A 17,889-nucleotide genomic window follows, 5' to 3' on the forward strand; every position below is an offset into this window, starting at 1 on the left:
GTGTACGTTATCGACGTACACACTCCCTTTTTTCATGCTCATTTCCGTATTGCTAAAGTCTGATTCATGAATACACAGCCAGCCTCCGCCACGCCCCTACAACGCTGGCTGCTACTAGCCACAGTCGGCGTAGGCATCACCATCATTACGATCGACAACACCATCCTCTACACAGCGCTCCCTAGCCTCGTGGAGGACCTCGGCGCATCCAGCACGCAACAGCTCTGGATCGTCAACATCTACGCCATCGTCATCGCCGGCCTACTGCTCGGCACCGGCACCCTCGGGGACAAGATCGGCCATCGTCGCATGTTCGTCGCCGGCCTCATCATCTTTGGCCTCGCCTCACTAGTCGCGGCGTTCGCCCCCAACCCTGGGGTTCTTATCCTCGGCCGTGCCCTGCTTGCCGTAGGCGGCGCCACTATGATGCCGTCCACGCTATCGCTTATCCGTCTTACCTTCACAAACCCGGCTGAGCTGAATCTCGCCATCGGAATTTGGGGCAGCCTCTCAACCGTCTCGGCCGCCCTTGGCCCTATCGCCGGCGGCCTGCTTTTGGAACTGTTCTGGTGGGGTTCCTGCTTCCTGATTAACGTCCCGCTTGTCATCGCAGCGCTCATAGCCGTGCCCTTTGTCGCCCCGAAGGATCAGCCACGACCCGACAAGCACTGGGACTTCATCTCCTCCTTCTACGCGATGATCACCCTGGTCAGCGCAGTCCTGCTCATCAAGGAGGGCAGCCACTCCCCGCAGAACTGGCCAGTCATCGGCGTGGCAGCCGTGCTGCTCCTCCTGGGCGGCTGGGCCTTTACGCGGCGTCAGAACGGGCTCGAGCAACCCCTGATCACCTTTGATATCTTCCGCTTCCCCGCGTTCCGTGCCGGCGCCCTGGGAGCCGCCCTGTCCATGTTCGCCCTCGCTGGACTGCAGTACGTCATCACTCAGAAGCTGCAACTCGCCGACGGCCTATCCCCGCTGCACTCCGGCGTGTACGTGACCTTCGCAGCCGTGGGCGCCCTATTTACCTCCATCTACGCCGGTGCCCGCCTCACTCGCTTCGGCATCCGACGCCTGATCGCCGGCGGGTTCGGCCTTGCCACGATCGGTGCTCTATGCGTGTGCCTTTATGGCTATTTGGATTCGACGCCCCTTCTTCTCAGCGGCCTATTCATTAAGGGCATGGGGCTAGGCGCGGTGATGGCGGTAGCCTCCATCGCCATGATCTCAGGCGTGCCGAGCCATCGCGCAGGCATGGCCTCCTCGGTAGAGGAAGTCAGCTACGAGTTCGGATCTTTGACCTCCATCGCGGTCCTCGGCAGCCTGGTCACGGCCTTCTATTCTGCGCTGATCACCCTGCCGGCCGGAGCCCCAGCAGAAGCGACGGAGAGTCTGCATGCCGCGGTGCACATCGCCCATTTCTCGGACGCCAGCTGGGCCGAACCGCTGCTAGCCGCCGCAGATACGGCTTACTCCCATGCCTTCGCAATGATTACCGCCCTGGTCGTGGTGGTGTTGGCGGTCGGATGCCTCTACACGGCGCGAATCTTGCGCGGCGTCACCGTGGAGCTGCAGGACTGATCTAGCGCCAGCTAGAAGTGGCTGATGAACTCCCGCTCCTTGCCACTCAGTGGGTCAGGGAAGCGGAGATTCTTGGCGATTAGGCCCATGGGGGCGGCAAAGTCCTCGTCCTCCACGTAGACCGGTCGGGGCGTAGGGGCGTCTATAGAAAAGAGCGCGGCTTCCGTGAGATCGGTGTACAGAGGGTCGTTCAGGATCGGCAGCCCCAGTGAGCGCAGGACGACGCGCAGCTGGTGGGTCTTGCCGGTGCGGGGCTCCAGGCGCCAGACCAGAACCTCGCGGCCGTCTCGATATTCGGTGCGCAGACCCGTGACCAGGGTAAGAGCATTGGGCGGGTCGTCGGTGAGGATGGTGCTGAGGTGCCCGCGTGTCTTGGACATGCTGTGTTCCAGGCGCCACGGGCGCTCCGGCGTGGGCGACTCCCACGAACGCCAGGCGGCCAGCGGGGCGATGGGAGCGAAGGGGGCTTCCTCCGGCAGGGGAGTAAGCGCCTCGTAGACCTTGTGGGGGATGCGGCGCTCGAACATCGTCTGGTAGGCGCCGCGGACCTCCGGGCGGGCGGTCATCAGGAGCACTCCGCGGGTCAGGCGGTCAAGGCGGTGAGAGGGGGAAAGCTCCGGAATGCCGAGCTGCACTCGAGCCTTGACTAGCGCGGTCTCAGTAATGTGCTGGCCGCGGGGGAGGGTGGCCAGAAAGGGGGGCTTATCCACCACGACGATATCCGCATCCTGGTGCAGCACCGTGATCTCGCCGGGGACGGGACGCTCCGGGGCGGGGTAGCGATAGAAATTGATGAAGCTTCCGGGGCGCAGAACGTCATCCGGGGCGAGCGCTTCTCCGGAATCCAGGCGCACTTCACCGGCGGCGAAGCGCTCTAAAACGGCACTAAAATTATCATCTTCTGCGCGGTGACGCTGGGAGGAAATAAGATGCCACAGAAAATCTTTTGCCACCCACGGCGTGTCGGTAGCTGGGGGAACAAGAATCCGCGTAGGATTTAGGCCCCTTTTTACTGGTAAAGGTCCCATCAATCCGTTATGCTACCCGGCATGGATATTGCTGCAATCACAGGTTCCCTGTCTAACCTGCTCAAGACCGATCTCGGCGCTGTTCTGCTGAACATCTTCCGCACGCTGCTTGAGTTCTTCTCCCCGTCCAACGCACCCGCTGCCGACGACGTTCCGCTGCCCGACACCCAGGCCTAGTACCTCTAACTAGAATCTAAATTCCCACCCAAAGGGTGCCCAATTAGTCCCGAAAATAGGGGCAAAAGGGCGCCCTTTCTGCATTGATTAGCGCTTTTGAGGATAATGGGAAGTGGTAGAGGATCAATCAAATAATGCCCTTGCAAGGAAGGATCGTTTCCCATGGCTACCACGAGCGATAAGGAAATCATCGTCGCAGTTGATGGCTCTGACGCCAGCAACGAAGCCGTCAGGTGGGCCGCGAACGCCGCCCTGAAGCGCAAGCAGCCGTTGAAGCTGGTTAGCGCTTACACCATGCCCCAGTTCATGTACGCCGACGGAATGGTTCCGCCGCAGGAGCTCTACGACGAGCTCGAGAGCGAGGCCGGTGACAAGATCGAAAACGCCCGCAAGATCGTCACCGACTTCAGCGCCGACGTCGAGGTCAGCTACCTCGTCAAGGAAGGCGCCCCGATCGATACTCTCCTGGACCTCTCCGAGACTGCGGAGATGATCGTCATGGGCTCCCGCGGCCTGGGCGGCCTCTCCGGCCTGGTCATGGGCTCCGTCTCCAGCGCTGTTGTCGCCCACGCCGAATGCCCGGTGGTGGTTGTGCGCAAGGACAACGACGTGACCGTCGACAACAAGTACGGCCCCGTCGTGGTCGGCGTGGATGGCTCCGAGATCTCCCGCCAGGCACTGAAGATCGCCTTCCGCGAGGCCGAGGCACGTGGCGCCCTGCTGCGCGCCGTGCACTCCTGGACCGACACGCAGATCCACACCACCTACGTTGGCCTGGTGGATGCGCAGAACCAGATGGATCGCATGATCGTCGAGCGTCAGAACATGATGGAAGACGAGTTGAAGGAGCTCATCAAGGAGTACCCGAGCGTACAGGTCGAGGAGATCGTCGAGCGCGAGCGTCCGGTGCAGTCCCTCACCGAGGCAGCCAAGGACGCACAGCTGCTGATCGTTGGCTCCCACGGTCGTGGCGGCTTCAAGGGCATGCTGCTGGGCTCCACCTCCCGCACCCTGCTGCAGTACGCACCGTGCCCGATGATGGTTGTCCGCCCGAAGGACAAGAAGCGCAAGTAAGCACGCGCAAAACAATAGCGCAAGATAATACAGATCCTGTAGAGTCCAATGGGCTCTGCAGGATTTTGTAGACTTATGCGCGTAAGCGCGCTAAAGGCCGACAGTCAGAGATGACAAGGATGACAAAGATAAGGAGAGAAGTAGATGGCAACGGCAGAGGATAAATCCCGCACGGCGGGCTCCGCGGCCTCTACTGACTCCTCGGCCAAGGCAGACGGTGCAAAGGTAGCCAAGAAGACCGTAAAAAAGACTGCCAAGAAAACCGGAAAGGCCACCAAGCAGACGGCCCGCTCCAGCCGTCGCAACCGGCCCGGGCCGCGCCAGCGCCTGCTGGCAAGCGCGACGAATCTGTTTACCACGCAGGGCATCCGCGTGATCGGAATCGACCGAATTCTACGCGATGCAGATGTGGCGAAGGCCAGCCTGTACTCCCTGTTTGGATCGAAGGACAACCTAGTAGTTGCCTACCTGCAGGAGCTGGATCAGAAGTGGCGCGACGACTGGCACGCGCTGGCGGACCAGCGCGAAAAGCCGGAGGATCGCATCATCGCGTTCTTCGACCTGTGTATTCAGCAGGAGCCAGAAAACAACTTCCGCGGTTCGCACTTCCAGAACGCGGCCAGCGAATACCCGCGGCCCGAGACCGACTCGGAGCAGCGCATCCGCGACGCGGCGATGGAGTACCGCCGCTGGTGCCGCGACACGATGGCCGAGCTGCTTACGGAACGCTTCGGCTATGCCTCGCAGACGCTGGCCGACCAGCTCATGGTGTTCATGGACGGCGGGCTTAACGGGGCGAAGATGTCCCGCAACACCGTGCCGCTGGAAACCGCCCGCGGCCTGGCGAAGCAGCTGCTGCTAACGGCACCGATGAGCTACAACATCTAGCTATTTCGCTTGGCCTTACGAGCCTGCTTCTTTTTCTTCTTTTCCTTCTTCCGCTCCACCAGCTGATCCTTCATCAGCTTGTGGTGCTCCAAGAACTCCTCCGAGTAGGGGATTTTGCGGTCCAGGATCCGCTGAATGGTGATCGTCTGGGTGGTGGTCCACAGGTTGTTACCCACCCAGTAGATCATCAACGCAACCGGGCCGACCGCGCCCAGGGCAATAGTGAATGGGGCAATCAACACGATCGGGCCGATTAGCCACATCAACTTCAGCATTCCGCGGGCCAGGCCTGAGTTGTGATCCACCGTGAGGTAATTCCGGTACATGGAATAGCCCCAGTTAGAAGTGGTGAAAATCGCCGCCAGAATGGCCATGGGGAACACCACCCAAAAGACCTGCTCCTGCGTGGTGTGGATTTCCGCGAACTGCGAATCCGACATCTGCACGTAGGCGGCCATGGGCACCCCGAAGAGCTTTGCGGAAAGCAGTGACTGGACTTCCTCGGCATTCAGAGGGCCAAAGCCGTTGACGGAAGCGTTGATTTCCGGATCCGGACTGGTGACGTGGATGAGCATGCGGTACAGGCCAATCAGGACCGGAATTTGGATTAGCGCGGGAATGCAACCATCGGAGAAGCGATATTCGTGCTCCTTCTGTAGCTCGCGTCGCCTCTTTCCCAGCTCTTTGCGCCCTTCCGCCGTTTTATCATCGCTGTATTCCTGCTCCAGCCGAAAAACCTTTGGACGGATGTTAATCAAAATACGGCTGGAATAAGACTGCCGGTAGACGAAAGGCAAAAGCAGCGACCGAACGGTGACGATCAGAAGCACAAGTGCCAGCAACCAAGATTGCGCTGCATCCCAGCCAAAAATATCGGCAAAAAGGTAATGCCATGCCTTCAGGAATAGGGCAACGGGATACTCGACAATCTTCATGGAGGAGAGCTTACCCGCCATGAGAGATAGCTGCGGGATACGGTAGGGTAGCGTCCCAAAACGTAGTAGCATGTGACGCATGGCGCGACACCGACGACAGGCGGAAACACGACTCGACCCGATTAGTGTTTTCGGCGAGATCCTCATCACCTTTGGTGTTATCGCCCTGCTTTTCGGTTTCTGGGATGTTTTTTGGACGGATGTTCAATCCGGACGCGAACAGGCCGCAGTCGCCCAAGAGCTGGATGATCAGTGGGATGAGAAGAACCCCCGCCCGCTGACCGAGCCGGCCGAAGGCGCTGCCTTTGCTCGCCTGTATATCCCTTCTTTCGGCTCGGACTTTAACTTCTCTGTGGTCAAGGGCGTGGCCGACGAGGACCTAAGCAAGGGGCCGGGCCACTACCAGGAAACCCAAGCCCCAGGTAAGCCCGGTAACTTCGCCATGGCCGGTCACCGCGTGGGGCGTGGCTCCCCCTTCAACGACCTTGGGCTGCTGAAAACTTGCGATTCCGTCGTGGTGGAAACCGCCGGTAGCTGGAATATCTACCGCGTGCTGCCGATCGACGTGGCCCCGGGCGATCGCTTGGCAGAGGCCGAGAAGTGCATGCCCCCAGAGCTGGCGCAGAAGATCTCTAGCGGTGAATACGCGGGCGTCAATGGGCGCTACATCACCACCCCGAACGACATCAACGTGATCAACCCCGTCCCCGGCCAGGATCGCATCGAGGTGCACCCCAAGGATGATGCGGCGTTGCTGACGATGACGACCTGTCACCCGCAGTTTTCCAACAAGGAGCGCATGATTGTCCACGCGGCGCTCGTCCGTTCGGAGCCGAAGAAGGGCGGCGAGGTGCCCGAGGAATTGACGGAGGGAGCTTAAATGTACGCGCTGCTGTGGCGTAACCTGCCCGGGCCCTGGTGGGTCAAGCTACTGATCGTCCTGGTGCTGCTGGTGGGCATCTTCTTCCTGCTCATGGAGGTTGTGTTCCCTTGGGTCGGGCCGATGATGCCCTGGACCGATGTGGGGGTCTCGGAGGGACTGCTGCGGGTCGCTGCTTTAGCTTGAGCCCGCGCGCCGCTGAGAGCTTGAGCGCCGCTTAGAGCTTGAGGTTCTTGATCGTCTCTTCAGCGATCTTCTGCGCCTTCACGGACTGCTCCTGTGCTGTGGTGACCACCACGGCCGTTTCGTCCTTCCACACCGCGTACACTGCGCCGGATTCCCCGTCGCCACCACGGCGCCCGCCGCTCCACCCTTCTGGGTCAAGAGCCTTGAGCGTGGAATCGATCGGCGCGGCATGGTCGACCACCGCGATCGCATCGGAGTTGGTGCGCATGTGACGCACCATCACCGTGGCCTGCGGGTAGTCCTCGTAAGACCAGAAAACACAGGCGGGAGGGTCGAAGCGCTCGTCCGTGCCAGTGCCGGTGAGGCGCTGGCCGTTGGTGTTCTGTAACCACTCGCCGTCCAGGTAGGGGCAAACCTCCTGGCCGCCTTGCCCCACTGGCTCCGGGGTGGCGTCAATCGGCAGCTCCGTGCCCTTGACCGGGTCGACGGTGCGTTCTGCGGAGGTTTCCGAGGTCGGCTCGTCGTCCTCCGCGCCCCCACAGGCGCTGATGCTAAAGGCCAGCGCGGTGCCTGCCACCAGCGCTAGGGATGCTCTTTTTATCTTGTGACGCCCCAACTTCGAAAAACCTCGAATCTCTTAAAACGAAAAGCGTTTACTTGCCCTGAGCCTTCTCAAACTTTTCAATAACGTCGGCGGAAATGCGGCCGCGCTCGGAGACCGCAACGTTGTTCTCGCGTGCCCATTCGCGGATCATGCGGTTGCGCTCCGGGTTGGTGCTGCGGCCGGTGGTTCGGCGCCCGGCACCACCGCGGGTCTTGCGGCGGGCAACCTGAATGTAAGGAGCCAAAGCCTTTTCAAAAGCCGCACGGTTCTTGGCGGACAAATCCAGGGTGTAATCAATTCCGTTGACGCTGAAATCAACGACATTGACCTCCTCCTCGGAAAGTGGGGCATTGTCCAGATCGTCAAAGAACTGGGTAATTTCGCGGCGTGCCATCGGGGCATTCCTTTCTTCCAAGTGTTTGTTGCATATAGCTTTCGGGCTGCTACCTGCGCTACTTAGTTAATAGATTTTCAAACACTAGTCTAACCCATTAAAGGCAAGTATCAATGATGAGCTTTGTTTAAAGCTAAATGAACTGTAAAGGCGCTGGAAAGGGTGGCGTCATTAAGAAAAGAATAAATAAAAAATACCCCCAGGTGTGTACCTGAGGGTAATAAAGCGCTTTAAGGCTTTTAGCGGGCGGAGTGCTTAGCCGGTTCGATGCGCACGTTGGAGGTGTGGATGCCCTCGCCCCACTTGGTGGTGGCGGCCTTGCCGAAGTGCAGCGGCTGGTTCGGCTTCAGCTTGCCGTCCGGAGCCAGGAAGATCCAGTTCGCGTCTACGGCATCCTTCGTCACGCGCACGACGGTGTAGCCGTGGGAGTCGAAGTCCAGGTACTTCACGTGGCGGTTCATGTTGGTGAAGGCGTACTCGACTGTGTGGGACAGCGCGTTATCCTCCGGCAGCTTCAGAATGTCGTCGATGTTGGAGGAGGTAACGGAGGTGCAGACGATCTCCACGCCGGCGGTGCCGCCGTTCGGGTAGGTGCCCGGCTTGGCCGGAATGTCGTTGGCCCAGGAGGAGTGAATGTCTCCGGTCAGCCAGACCGTGTTGCGGATCTTGTTGTCCACCAGGTACTTGATCACTCGGCGACGTTCGGCGGCGTAGCCATCCCACTGGTCGAAGTTGTAGGGCATGCCCTCTTCCGGCAGCCCCAGCAGCTGGGTGACGGCTTTGGTGGCCTCTGGATCCAGCGGCGGGATTAGAACCGGGCTGAACATCACGGAGTTGCCGATGAAGTTCCAGCGGGCAGTCGAGGTGGACAGCTTCTTGGTCAGCCAGCCGAACTGCTCGGAGCCCAGCATGGTGCGGGACTCGTCGTCGGTCTTGCGGGCAGCGGTAAAGCCGGGCTTTTCGTTGCGGTAGGTGCGCAGATCCAGCATGTTCAGCTCGACCAGGTTGCCGAAGGACAGGTTGCGGTAGATGTGGCCCTTCTCGGACAGCGGGGTGGCGCGGATCGGCAGCCACTCCAGGTAGGCCTGCATGGCGGCGTTGCGGCGGGCGATGAAGTCGCCCTCCTTGTCTGCCTGGTGGTTCTCCGCGCCGTTGGACCAGTTATCGTTGGCGACCTCGTGGTCATCCCAGGTGACGATCCACGGGCACGCAGCGTGCGCGGCCTGCAGGTCCGGGTCGGTGTGGTGCTGAGCATAGCGCTGGCGGTAGTCGGCCAGGGAGACGATCTCGTTGGCCGGCTCGTGCAGGCGGACGGAGCCGGTCTTACCGGTGTACTCGCCGCGCGGGTACTCGTAGATGTAGTCGCCGACGTGCAGCGCGTAGTCGATGTCGCCGCGGTTCGCCATATCGCGGTAGGCGCTGAAGAAGCCGGCCTCCCAGTTGGAGCAGCTAAATAGCGCGAAGCGCAGTTCGGAGACGTCGGCGCCCTTGGCCGGTGCGGTGCGGGTCTTGCCGACCGGGGAGGTCTGGCCCTTGCGGGGGCCGTCGACGGTGGTGAAGCGGTAGAAGTAGCCGGTGTAGGGCTTCAGGCCGCGGGCCTCTACCTTCACGGTCATGTCGCCGGCGGGCTCCGCCTTCGCGGTGCCGGAGGTGACGATCTGGGTGAACTTTTCGTCGCTGGCGACTTCCCACTTCACGTTCGTGGTCTGGCCCTTGCCGTCACCCGGGTAGTCGTTTTCGTTGGAGGTCACGCGGGTCCACAGCAGCACGCTATCCGGGTAGGGGTCACCGGAGGCAACGCCGTGCTGGAAGGCTTCCTTGCCCATCTTCTTGTTGATGGGCGGGTTCGGCTGCTTGGCGGAGCCCAGCGGCGCGGCAGAGGCGGTGGAGTTGGCGGCAACGGTGCCGATGCCGACGGCAGCTGCGCCGGCCGCGCTGGTCTGTAGAACCTGGCGGCGGGTGAACTGGCCGGACTGGGCAGGGGTGGAGTTTTCCTGAGGCTTGTTCGTCATAGCCTAATAAAACCACGCGCAAACGGGTTTCGCTGGGTGAGATCCCCCCAGCCTGAGCTAGCTCGGCTTAGCGGCCGGCCAAGCCCAAGCCCTACTTGCGCTTGGCCTTAATCTGGGCTTCCACCAGATCCAGCTCGTTGGATACGGAACGCAGCACACGCTTCGCCTGGCCGTCGTTCATGGAGCGGGAGTTCTCGACGGCCGTATCCAGGTCGTCCATACGCTCGGAGATGTCCTTGGCAAAGCCGGTCGGCACGCCATCGTCCAGGGACTTGCGGATCTTCTTGATGCGCGCCTGCTGCAGGCCGCCATCGCCCGGGAACTGGGCGGTTGCCTTGGTAGCCAGGCCACTGCGGCGAGCTGCGGAGCTGTTGGAGGCCTCCTGCAGGGCGGTCGCGCCACGGTAGAACAGCGGGATTGCAAAGGGGGCGGCTACGCGGGCAGCGCCGGCGATCTTCAGCACCTTCTTGGCGTTGAAGCGACCGGCCTTGATCTGCTCCAGTGAGGCCTTCGCCATCTTCTCGTTGTGCTTGCGCTGCGCCTTGAGCTCCTTGGCATCCATCTTGCGCACCTGCTTGGCCGTCTTGCGCAGGTAGGCCTCCTTGCGCTTCTCCAGCTTCGAGTCGGCCTTTACCTGTGCCTTGGCGCGAACCTTCGCTGCCTTCTCGATGGCCTTCTTTTCCTGACGGCGCTTGCGCATACCGCTGAGCAGTCCCATGTCACTCCGATGCGAATTGATCTGTCTTGATCTGTCTTACTGTTCAACCAGATTACTTAAGAAACATCTTTACTGTACTTGCTTCACTGTACTCCGACACCCCGGGGCGGAGGCTTAACTATTTGGGCGCTCAACCTTCTGGGGAGGCGCGCTGCCTGTCCGGGGGACGCGCTAGGCTTAGAAACTATTGTGAGCCTGCCTGAAGATCTTCCGCCACTCGGCCCTAGCGACCTCGTGGGCTGCCGCCACCGTGCGGTATTGCGGCGTCACAAGGAACAGCAGGAACCACCCGTCACCCCGCGCATTCACATTGCGCAGGACCTCGAGGCCTACGTGGAGGCCGTCCAGCACAAAGCCAACGCTGCGCTCCGGCGGGAGCAGGTATTTCGGCGCCTGCCAAACAAGCCGCGGATCGGCGACAAAGTGTTCCCCACGAGGGTGGATATCGACCCTAGCGAGCCGGACACCGCCGTCGAGCAGACTCTGGAGGCGCTGGCTTCCGGTGCTCGGCTGATCACCCGCCCCGTGCTGGCCGAAGGGCCTTTCCGGGTAGAGCTGGACCTGCTCGTCCGCGCGGACCGCGGCAAGGGGGTCGACGAGTTTATGCAGTACACGCCCGTCGCGATCTCCTCGCACTCTGTGGCACGCCGCGCGCGAGCCACGCAGATGGCGGATTGCCGGGTGACGGACATTAGCGCCCTGGGGTTGGCGGTGCCGGCGCCGATTGACTTCCGCCATCGCGCCGCCGCCGGGGACGCCCAAAAGGTGGCCATCGCCCACGTCGTGCTGCGGCAATGGGGTTTCGCCGCCAGCACCGTCGCACTGATCGGTCGCGCCGGGCCGGGCAGGCCACGTTGTTTCTTTTTTGACGCCCCCTCCGTCCTCCCCGGCCTGCAGGCCGCGTTGGAGGAACCGATCCCGACCGGCCCGCGCAGGATCAAGGAATGCCAGACCTGCGAATTCCACAATCACTGCCGAGCCCAGTTGCTGCAGGCGCAGGAGATCAGCCTGCTGCTGCCGGGGGATAAAGCCCGCAAGTGGCGAGAGAGGGGAATCGAAACTCTCCCGCAGCTGGCGGCCTCTGGGAACGGGGAGCAGGCAGAGTTGGCGCAGGCCTGGATGGATGGGCAGGTGGCTTTGCGCCGCCCGAAGAAGAACTGGCAAGAGCAGCCGGAACTCTGGGGCGGTAGCGCACGCAACGCCGTCGGGGGCTTGCGCGACTGGGTGGAGATTGACGTGGATATGGAGGCCCACCCCAACCGCGGCACGTTCCTCTGGGGCACCTTCGACGGCTCGCGCTATATCGGGTTCGGAGACTTCAGCCGGGACGGCGACGAAGGCCAACACGTAGCCGAATTCTGGCACTGGATGCAATCGCAGAAGGACCGCGCCCTGGAGAACGGAAAGAACTTCCAGGTGTGGGTGTATGCCGCGCAAGGGGAAAACTACTGGCTGCGCCACGCCGCCGAGCGCTATGGCGGGCGCCGCTACGCGGTCGCGGGCACAAACGTGAAGGTGACCATGCCCACGCTGGAGGAGGTGAATGCCTTCATCGCCTCCGAGCACTGGTGCGACTGCTTCGGCCTGGTGAAGAAGGCGCTGGCGCCCACGGACTCGCTGGGGTTAAAGACGATCGCTCCGCTGGCGGGGTTCGAATTCAGCCAGGCGGGCATCAACGGCAAGGCGGCGGTGGAACTGTTTGAGCAGGCCATCGGCGGATCCCGCAGTACGGCGCAGGCGGCCAGGCGTAAGCTGGAGCGCTACAACGCCGACGACTGCGTGGCGACCTCGGCGGTTCGCGCGTGGCTGCGCAGGGGCGCGCCGGGCTTGCGGGCGCTGCGGCGTCACTAAGCAGTCAAGAAGAAAAAGGGACAAGACATGACGAACTTCTTCGAACGCATCATGGCGCTCAACAGTCAGGGGCCGTACCGGGCCGAAAGGGTCGGGCCGGAGGACGCGCTGAAGGGCGGACGCACGCCCGTGCTAGAGAATCCGCAGCCGAACGTGGTTCTGGGCACGCCGCTGACCGGCCTGGAGGATAGCTACTGGGCCGAGGCCGACGGGCTGGAGCAACCCGCGCAGATCGTCCTGGGTCTGGGCTGCTTCTGGGGTGTGGAGCGCATGTTCTGGGGCGTGGACGGAGTGTGGGGCACCTCCGTGGGCTACGCGGGCGGATACACTCCGAACCCCACCTACCGCGAGGTATGCACCGGGCGGACCGGCCACGCCGAGGTGGTGCGGGTTGTTTTCGACGCTGCCGCGGTGAGCTTGGAGCAACTGCTGCAGATCGCCTTCGAGAACCACGACCCGACGCAGGGCGACCGGCAGGGCAATGACGTGGGCACGCAGTACCGTTCGTGTGTGTACACGCAGGATGCCGAGCAGTTGGGGCGCGTGCGGCAGGCCATCACAGGCTGGCAGCAGCGCTTTAGCGACGCGGGCTTCGGGGAGATCACCACGGAGGTTGCCGAGCTAGCGGAGATTGGCGACGGGCAGTACTACCTGGCCGAGGACGAGCACCAGCAGTACTTACACAAGCACCCCGACGGGTACTGCAACCACGGGCCTAACGGCGTGAGTTGCCCCGTCGGGGTACTAGGGGACTAGCGAGCCAGCGACTGCGGACTCTACTTGGGGAGGTTCTGGTTCGGAATGCGCCCCTCGGGCACGACCTTGCTGCCGTCCCAGCGGAAGGTGACGTCCGAGTAGTACTTACCAGCATTCACATTGGCATCACCAGATTCCTGCAGCGCCTCCCAGTCGCGCATGCGCACCGTGACGGAAGAATCCGTGGCGGACAGCACCTCGGCCTGCTGGGCTGTGTCTGAGCCCACCCCGATGTACTTGCCCTTGTGGAAGAGCATCAGCTGGGTCCGGAACTGACTATTGCCCTGTTGCGCCTGGGTGATCAGCGCGTAGCTGAGGTCGTTGCAGGGGTTGTAGTTCGACTCGCCCGTGGGCTTCCAGCCGAACTGGTTCGGCGGCAGCTTGCTGATGTTGTTCGTGATCTCCGGGGAGTCTGGCTGTTCGGAGCAGTCCTGGTTGCCGCCGTCAGAGCCGGCGTTACCATCGCCGCCCTCGGCATCCTCACCTTCGGCGGGGTTCGGCGCTGCGGCGTTTTCGGTGTTCGCCCCTTCTGCGTTCTGGTCCTTGCCTTCCTTGGGCGCTTCGCCCTTGTCGGCGGAGCCAGCGTCCGCGGCTTCCGCGTTGGAGGTGACTGGTGCCGGGGCATCTTCACCGTTATTTTCGTCGCCGCAGGCTGCGGTGCCCAACAGCAGGCCGGTCAAGGCGACCACGGCACCAAACTGGCGGGTGCGGCGTGCGCCGCGCGTGCGATGGGATGTGGGGGAGTGGTTGGAACGGATGGTTCGTGCGTGAGCCTTCATGGTTCTTCTCCAATCTCGGGTGGGTGTGTAGGTGACTTGTGGGCCAGCTGCGAAAGTCCAATCGAGCGCGAGTTGAGTGAGTGCTCGTTTAAGAAACCGTTCGCCGGGCCCGTTGCGTTTCTGGGGCCACACTTCTAGGGGTGCGTTTCTAGGGACGCAAAAGGCCCTGTATCAAATGGCCGGAAGATGCTTCCGGCGCTGATACAGGGCCAGCTCTATTTAGTTTTCAGTGCTGGGGAAGCGCCTACGCGGGCGCCCCTTGATGCAGCTTTACTTCTGTGCAGCCTCGTAGCGCTTTGCAACCTCGTCCCAGTTGAAGACGTTCCAGACAGCCTTCACGTAGTCTGCCTTAACGTTCTTGTACTGCAGGTAGAAGGCGTGCTCCCACATATCCAGCAGCAGCAGCGGGGTCAGGTTGATGGACAGGTTGCCCTGCTGGTCGGTCATCTGCTCGACAACCAGGCGGCCAGCGATGTGGTCGTAACCCAGAACAGCCCAGCCGGAGCCCTGCAGGCCCAGTGCAGCACCGTTGAAGTGCTCCTGGAATGCCTCGAAGGAACCGAAGTCGCGGTTGATAGCCTCAGCCAGCTCGCCGGTCGGCTCGCCGCCACCGTTCGGGGAGAGGTTCTTCCAGAACAGGGAGTGGTTGGTGTGGCCACCCAGGTTGAAAGCCAGGTCCTTGGACAGTGCGGTAACTACGCCAGCGATGGAGCCGTCCTTGCGGGCAGCCTCCAGCTTCTCGAGGGCAGCGTTAGCGCCGTTAACGTAGTTCTGGTGGTGCTTGGTGTGGTGCAGCTCCATGATCTCGCCGGAGATGTGGGGCTCCAGAGCGTCGTATGCGTAGTCCAGCTCGGGGAGTTCGTACTTAGCCATAGTTTCTAAAGTTCCTTTCACACGTCGGAAGTGCTTATGACAACAAGTGTGGCGCGAAAATATGGTTCCTGCAAGGTTTTCTATTAGGAACTTTTTATTTATTGACGCCACGTATCAAAAGTTCAAAGTCCAGAAATTCTTGTGGTGAGGGTGTCTGGACGTAGCGCTATGCTGGCCGTGGGCGTCAATAAAGAACGAAGGCACCTACAGGGCAACCAGAAGGAAGAAGGCCACAATGACTGCTCCACAACCGCACAATGACACCACCGGCGCCACCAACGGCACCACCACGCCACCGACCCCCGGTTCCAAGATCGTTCTCATCGGCGCGGGCGACGTCGGCATCGCCTACGCATACACCCTGGTCAACCAGGGTTTGACCGACCACCTGGCCATCATCGACCTGGACGAGCGCAAGACCTGGGGCCACGTACAGGACCTCAACCACGCGGTGCCGTGGTCGCACCATAACACCCGCGTTTCGGTTGGCACCTACGAGGACTGCCGCGATGCCGCAATGGTCTGCATCTGCGCGGGCGCGGCACAGAAGCCGGGGGAGACTCGACTGGACCTCGTTGCCAAGAACACCGCAATCTTCAAGACGATCGTCGGCGACGTGATGGAACACGGCTTCAACGGCATCTTCCTGGTCGCCAGCAACCCGGTGGACATCCTGAGCTACGCGACGTGGAAGTTCTCCGGCATGGACTCCAGCCGCGTGATCGGCTCCGGCACGATCCTGGATACCGCGCGCTTCCGCTACGCGCTGGGCCGCTACTTCGACCTCGCGCCGACCTCCGTGCACGCCTACGTGATCGGCGAGCATGGAGATACTGAGTTGCCGGTGCTTTCTGCCGGTTCGGTGGCGGGTACCTCCATCCGTCACCGGCTGGAGAAGATGGGTGAATCTGCTGACGAGGACGTCGACGAGATCTTCGTGAAGACCCGTGACGCGGCCTACGAAATCATCCAGGCCAAGGGCTCCACCAGCTTCGGCATTGGCATGGGGCTGGCGCGCATCACCCAGGCGGTGTTCAGCAACCAGGATGTCGTGCTGCCGATCTCCACCCTGTTGCAGGGCGAGTACGGATTCGAGGACATCTACATCGGCACTCCCGCGGTGATTAACCGCCAGGGCGTTCGCCACGCCGTGGAGCTACAGTTGGATGCCGAAGAAAAGGAGAGGTTCGACCACTCCGCGAACGTGCTGCGCAAGGTGATGGGCGAAGCCGGGCTAATCTGAGCTGGGCTGATTTAAGCGGGGCTGTTTTAAGTAAACAATAAGTGAAACTTGGAGGGTGCCCGGCGTGAGCGGATGCCGGTTGCAGGCCGGCGCACTAAAAATAGAGGGTATGAAAATTGTCGCCCACCGCGGAGCCTCCAAGGAACGCCCAGAACACACCCTGGCAGCCTATGAACTGGCCGAGCAAAGGGGAGCGGACGGCTTCGAATGCGACATCCGCCTGACCCGCGACGGGGAGCTCGTCTGCCTGCACGACCGCACCATCGACCGAGTGGCGGTGGACAAGCCCGCGAAATCCAACGGCGTGGTCAGCGAGATGACGTTGGCGCAGTTGCGGGAACTGAACGTCGGCACCCCGGAGGAGCCCGCGCAGGTGCTTACTCTGCGCGAGCTTCTGACATTCTTTAACGACGTGAACTCCTCGCGGATCGACGCCGGGCAGGAACATAGCCAGAGGGCGGGGGCGGCAGGCGCTGTAGAGGGGGCGTCACTAAAGAAAGACATCTTTATCGAGACCAAGCACCCGAACCGCTACGGGCCCAAGGTCGAGCACGCCCTGCACTACGAACTGCAGCGGGCGCACCTGGCGGAGAGCTCGCACGTGCACCTGATCAGCTTCAGCCCGCAATCGCTAGTGCGCTTCAAGATGATCAACCCGGCGGTTCACCGCATCCTGCTGCGGCGCGAGTACCAGCGCATGCTCAACCCGGGCCTCGAGGCACTGCATGTTGTGGACGCCCACGGCCTGTCGGTCGCACGTGGTCGGATTCGCCCCGACATCATCGGCCGCTTTGGCGATGGAACCTACGTGTGGACCGCCGATAAGGAAGACGAGGTGCGGTGGGCTACGCGCCAGGGAGTGACCTGGCTGGCGACGAACTACCCCGGGCGGGCGCGGATGTGGCGCGACAACGAGCTGGGGTTGGACAAGCCGGAGCCAGCTAGAGAAACCAGTGCTGCTGCATTTTCCTTGGTGCAGCCAGGTACAATTAACGACCGTGGCTAAGAAGAAAAAGAATCAAGATAACCTGCCCGAGGGCATGAGCCGCCGCCAGGCGAAGCTCGCTGCCCGCGCCGCGGAACGCGCGAAGCTGCAGAAGGACCCGCGCCCCTTCGACGGTTTCGCCATGGAGGCCGACCTGATCGCCCTGCAGGAATTCGTCCCCTCGGCGCACTTCGTTGCCGACGTGAAGGACGCGGAGCACAAGATCTCCATCGTTACCGTCCTGCCGGGTGCGGTCGCAGCGCTGCGCCGCTCGGAGGAAGACGGCGGCGAGGCCTTCGTTGCACTGCAGACCCAGCGCCGCGGTGACAACCCGAACCGTGACCTGGCATTCGCCCTGAACTGGGTAAAGCAGGCCGAGCCGGGCCAGTCCCTGGAGGTCGGCGTGGCCGACGGCACCGAGCCCGCCCTGGCGGACATCCTGAACAAGGACGCTGCCTCCGAGATCACCGTCGCCCAGGACTTCTCCTGGTGGCTGACCGAGGAAAACCGCAACAACCCGCAGATCGCCGCCACCCTGCAGCGCGCTAACGAATCCGTGCTGCCCTCCGAGCGCGTGGAGGCGGACATTAAGGGTGCCGCATGGTGGATCGACCCGTCCGACAAGGCGCACATCCGCTGGGTTCGGCAGGAGGGCGAGGAGGAACTGCTGAACGCTCTGGCCCGCCTGCACGCCGCTGGTGAGCTGCACCTGGGCGAGGGCTCCAAGTTCGCCGGTGTGTTCCGCACCCACGGCATCCTGGTTCCGGTGTGGGACCTGGACCGCAGCCGCGAGTCCGCTTCCTGGAAGGATGGCCTGGAGGCTCTGGATCCGAAGATCGCAGAAGCCCTGGCCAAGGATGCTCCGCTGACTGCCGACGAGCAGAAGGCCAAGCAGACCATCCAGTCCCGCGAGGTAACCATCCGCTAG

General features: G+C 62.1%; 19 protein-coding genes. 11 read left to right on the plus strand and 8 right to left on the minus strand.

Annotated elements, in window-relative coordinates; translation table 11 throughout:
- Positions 1 to 66 precede the first annotated feature (66 nt).
- Positions 67 to 1,578, plus strand: a complete 1,512-nt coding sequence (locus QKE30_RS07595) for an MFS transporter (protein WP_239202035.1) — start codon at positions 67 to 69, stop codon at positions 1,576 to 1,578.
- Positions 1,579 to 1,589: 11 nt separating this feature from the next.
- Here QKE30_RS07595 and QKE30_RS07600 read toward each other — a convergent pair whose 3' ends face one another.
- Complete coding sequence (locus QKE30_RS07600; RefSeq protein WP_347934522.1) at positions 1,590 to 2,531, minus strand: pseudouridine synthase; 942 nt, start codon at positions 2,529 to 2,531, stop codon at positions 1,590 to 1,592.
- Positions 2,532 to 2,627: 96 nt separating this feature from the next.
- Between QKE30_RS07600 and QKE30_RS07605 the strand changes: the two genes are divergently transcribed.
- From QKE30_RS07605 to QKE30_RS07615, 3 genes are all read left to right on the plus strand, one after another.
- A complete protein-coding gene (locus tag QKE30_RS07605; RefSeq protein ID WP_239202031.1) occupies positions 2,628 to 2,783 on the plus strand; it encodes a hypothetical protein in 156 nt (51 codons plus the stop codon).
- A 162-nt stretch (positions 2,784 to 2,945) separates the two neighbouring features.
- The gene (locus QKE30_RS07610; protein WP_035005928.1) at positions 2,946 to 3,857 is read left to right on the plus strand and encodes a universal stress protein; all 912 of its coding nucleotides are present in this window, start codon (positions 2,946 to 2,948) and stop codon (positions 3,855 to 3,857) included.
- Positions 3,858 to 4,001: 144 nt separating this feature from the next.
- The gene (locus QKE30_RS07615) at positions 4,002 to 4,745 is read left to right on the plus strand and encodes a TetR/AcrR family transcriptional regulator (RefSeq protein ID WP_070488444.1); all 744 of its coding nucleotides are present in this window, start codon (positions 4,002 to 4,004) and stop codon (positions 4,743 to 4,745) included.
- Here QKE30_RS07615 and yidC read toward each other — a convergent pair.
- Positions 4,742 to 5,680 (minus strand): membrane protein insertase YidC, encoded by a 939-nt coding sequence (gene yidC, locus QKE30_RS07620; RefSeq protein ID WP_239202029.1) that lies wholly within the window; start codon positions 5,678 to 5,680, stop codon positions 4,742 to 4,744. The genes QKE30_RS07615 and yidC overlap by 4 nt on opposite strands.
- 79 nt (positions 5,681 to 5,759) lie before the next feature.
- Between yidC and QKE30_RS07625 the strand changes: the two genes are divergently transcribed.
- The gene (locus tag QKE30_RS07625; protein ID WP_239202027.1) at positions 5,760 to 6,560 is read left to right on the plus strand and encodes a class E sortase; all 801 of its coding nucleotides are present in this window, start codon (positions 5,760 to 5,762) and stop codon (positions 6,558 to 6,560) included.
- A complete protein-coding gene (locus tag QKE30_RS07630) occupies positions 6,561 to 6,746 on the plus strand; it encodes a hypothetical protein (protein WP_239202025.1) in 186 nt (61 codons plus the stop codon).
- Between the two features lie 31 nt (positions 6,747 to 6,777).
- Here the strand turns inward: QKE30_RS07630 and QKE30_RS07635 are convergent, their stop codons facing one another.
- The 4 genes from QKE30_RS07635 to QKE30_RS07650 form a co-directional block, all read right to left on the minus strand.
- On the minus strand, positions 6,778 to 7,323 hold the full coding sequence (locus QKE30_RS07635) for a DUF2020 domain-containing protein (protein WP_239202023.1): 546 nt from the start codon (positions 7,321 to 7,323) through the stop codon (positions 6,778 to 6,780).
- 76 nt (positions 7,324 to 7,399) lie between these two features.
- Entirely contained in the window at positions 7,400 to 7,744 is a 345-nt protein-coding gene (locus QKE30_RS07640) for an Lsr2 family protein (protein WP_035005917.1), read from the minus strand.
- Between the two features lie 239 nt (positions 7,745 to 7,983).
- The gene (locus QKE30_RS07645; protein WP_239202021.1) at positions 7,984 to 9,756 is read right to left on the minus strand and encodes an alkaline phosphatase D family protein; all 1,773 of its coding nucleotides are present in this window, start codon (positions 9,754 to 9,756) and stop codon (positions 7,984 to 7,986) included.
- Between the two features lie 91 nt (positions 9,757 to 9,847).
- Complete coding sequence (locus QKE30_RS07650; RefSeq protein ID WP_035005910.1) at positions 9,848 to 10,474, minus strand: DUF6474 family protein; 627 nt, start codon at positions 10,472 to 10,474, stop codon at positions 9,848 to 9,850.
- A 189-nt stretch (positions 10,475 to 10,663) separates the two neighbouring features.
- Between QKE30_RS07650 and QKE30_RS07655 the strand changes: the two genes are divergently transcribed.
- Together QKE30_RS07655 and msrA are read left to right on the plus strand one after the other, a co-directional pair.
- On the plus strand, positions 10,664 to 12,325 hold the full coding sequence (locus tag QKE30_RS07655; protein WP_239202019.1) for a TM0106 family RecB-like putative nuclease: 1,662 nt from the start codon (positions 10,664 to 10,666) through the stop codon (positions 12,323 to 12,325).
- 51 nt (positions 12,326 to 12,376) lie between these two features.
- Positions 12,377 to 13,081: a peptide-methionine (S)-S-oxide reductase MsrA gene (msrA, locus tag QKE30_RS07660; protein WP_193393332.1), complete on the plus strand. Its 705-nt coding sequence runs from the start codon at positions 12,377 to 12,379 to the stop codon at positions 13,079 to 13,081.
- 20 nt (positions 13,082 to 13,101) lie between these two features.
- Here msrA and QKE30_RS07665 read toward each other — a convergent pair whose 3' ends face one another.
- The gene (locus QKE30_RS07665; protein WP_239202017.1) at positions 13,102 to 13,860 is read right to left on the minus strand and encodes an LppP/LprE family lipoprotein; all 759 of its coding nucleotides are present in this window, start codon (positions 13,858 to 13,860) and stop codon (positions 13,102 to 13,104) included.
- A gap of 270 nt (positions 13,861 to 14,130) precedes the next feature.
- The gene (locus tag QKE30_RS07670) at positions 14,131 to 14,733 is read right to left on the minus strand and encodes a superoxide dismutase (protein ID WP_239202015.1); all 603 of its coding nucleotides are present in this window, start codon (positions 14,731 to 14,733) and stop codon (positions 14,131 to 14,133) included.
- Between the two features lie 235 nt (positions 14,734 to 14,968).
- Here QKE30_RS07670 and QKE30_RS07675 point away from each other — a divergent pair, with 235 nt between their 5' ends.
- From QKE30_RS07675 to QKE30_RS07685, 3 genes are all read left to right on the plus strand, one after another.
- Positions 14,969 to 15,976 carry an L-lactate dehydrogenase gene (locus QKE30_RS07675; RefSeq protein WP_239202014.1) on the plus strand — a complete coding sequence of 336 codons (1,008 nt, stop codon included), beginning with the start codon at positions 14,969 to 14,971 and terminating at the stop codon, positions 15,974 to 15,976.
- Between the two features lie 109 nt (positions 15,977 to 16,085).
- Positions 16,086 to 16,982, plus strand: a complete 897-nt coding sequence (locus QKE30_RS07680) for a glycerophosphodiester phosphodiesterase family protein (RefSeq protein ID WP_239202010.1) — start codon at positions 16,086 to 16,088, stop codon at positions 16,980 to 16,982.
- Positions 16,975 to 17,889: a DUF5926 family protein gene (locus QKE30_RS07685; RefSeq protein ID WP_239202007.1), complete on the plus strand. Its 915-nt coding sequence runs from the start codon at positions 16,975 to 16,977 to the stop codon at positions 17,887 to 17,889. Before QKE30_RS07680 ends, QKE30_RS07685 begins: the two co-directional genes overlap by 8 nt.

It is taken from the genome of Corynebacterium sp. c24Ua_83, assembly GCF_039907245.1.
Lineage (GTDB): Bacteria > Actinomycetota > Actinomycetes > Mycobacteriales > Mycobacteriaceae > Corynebacterium.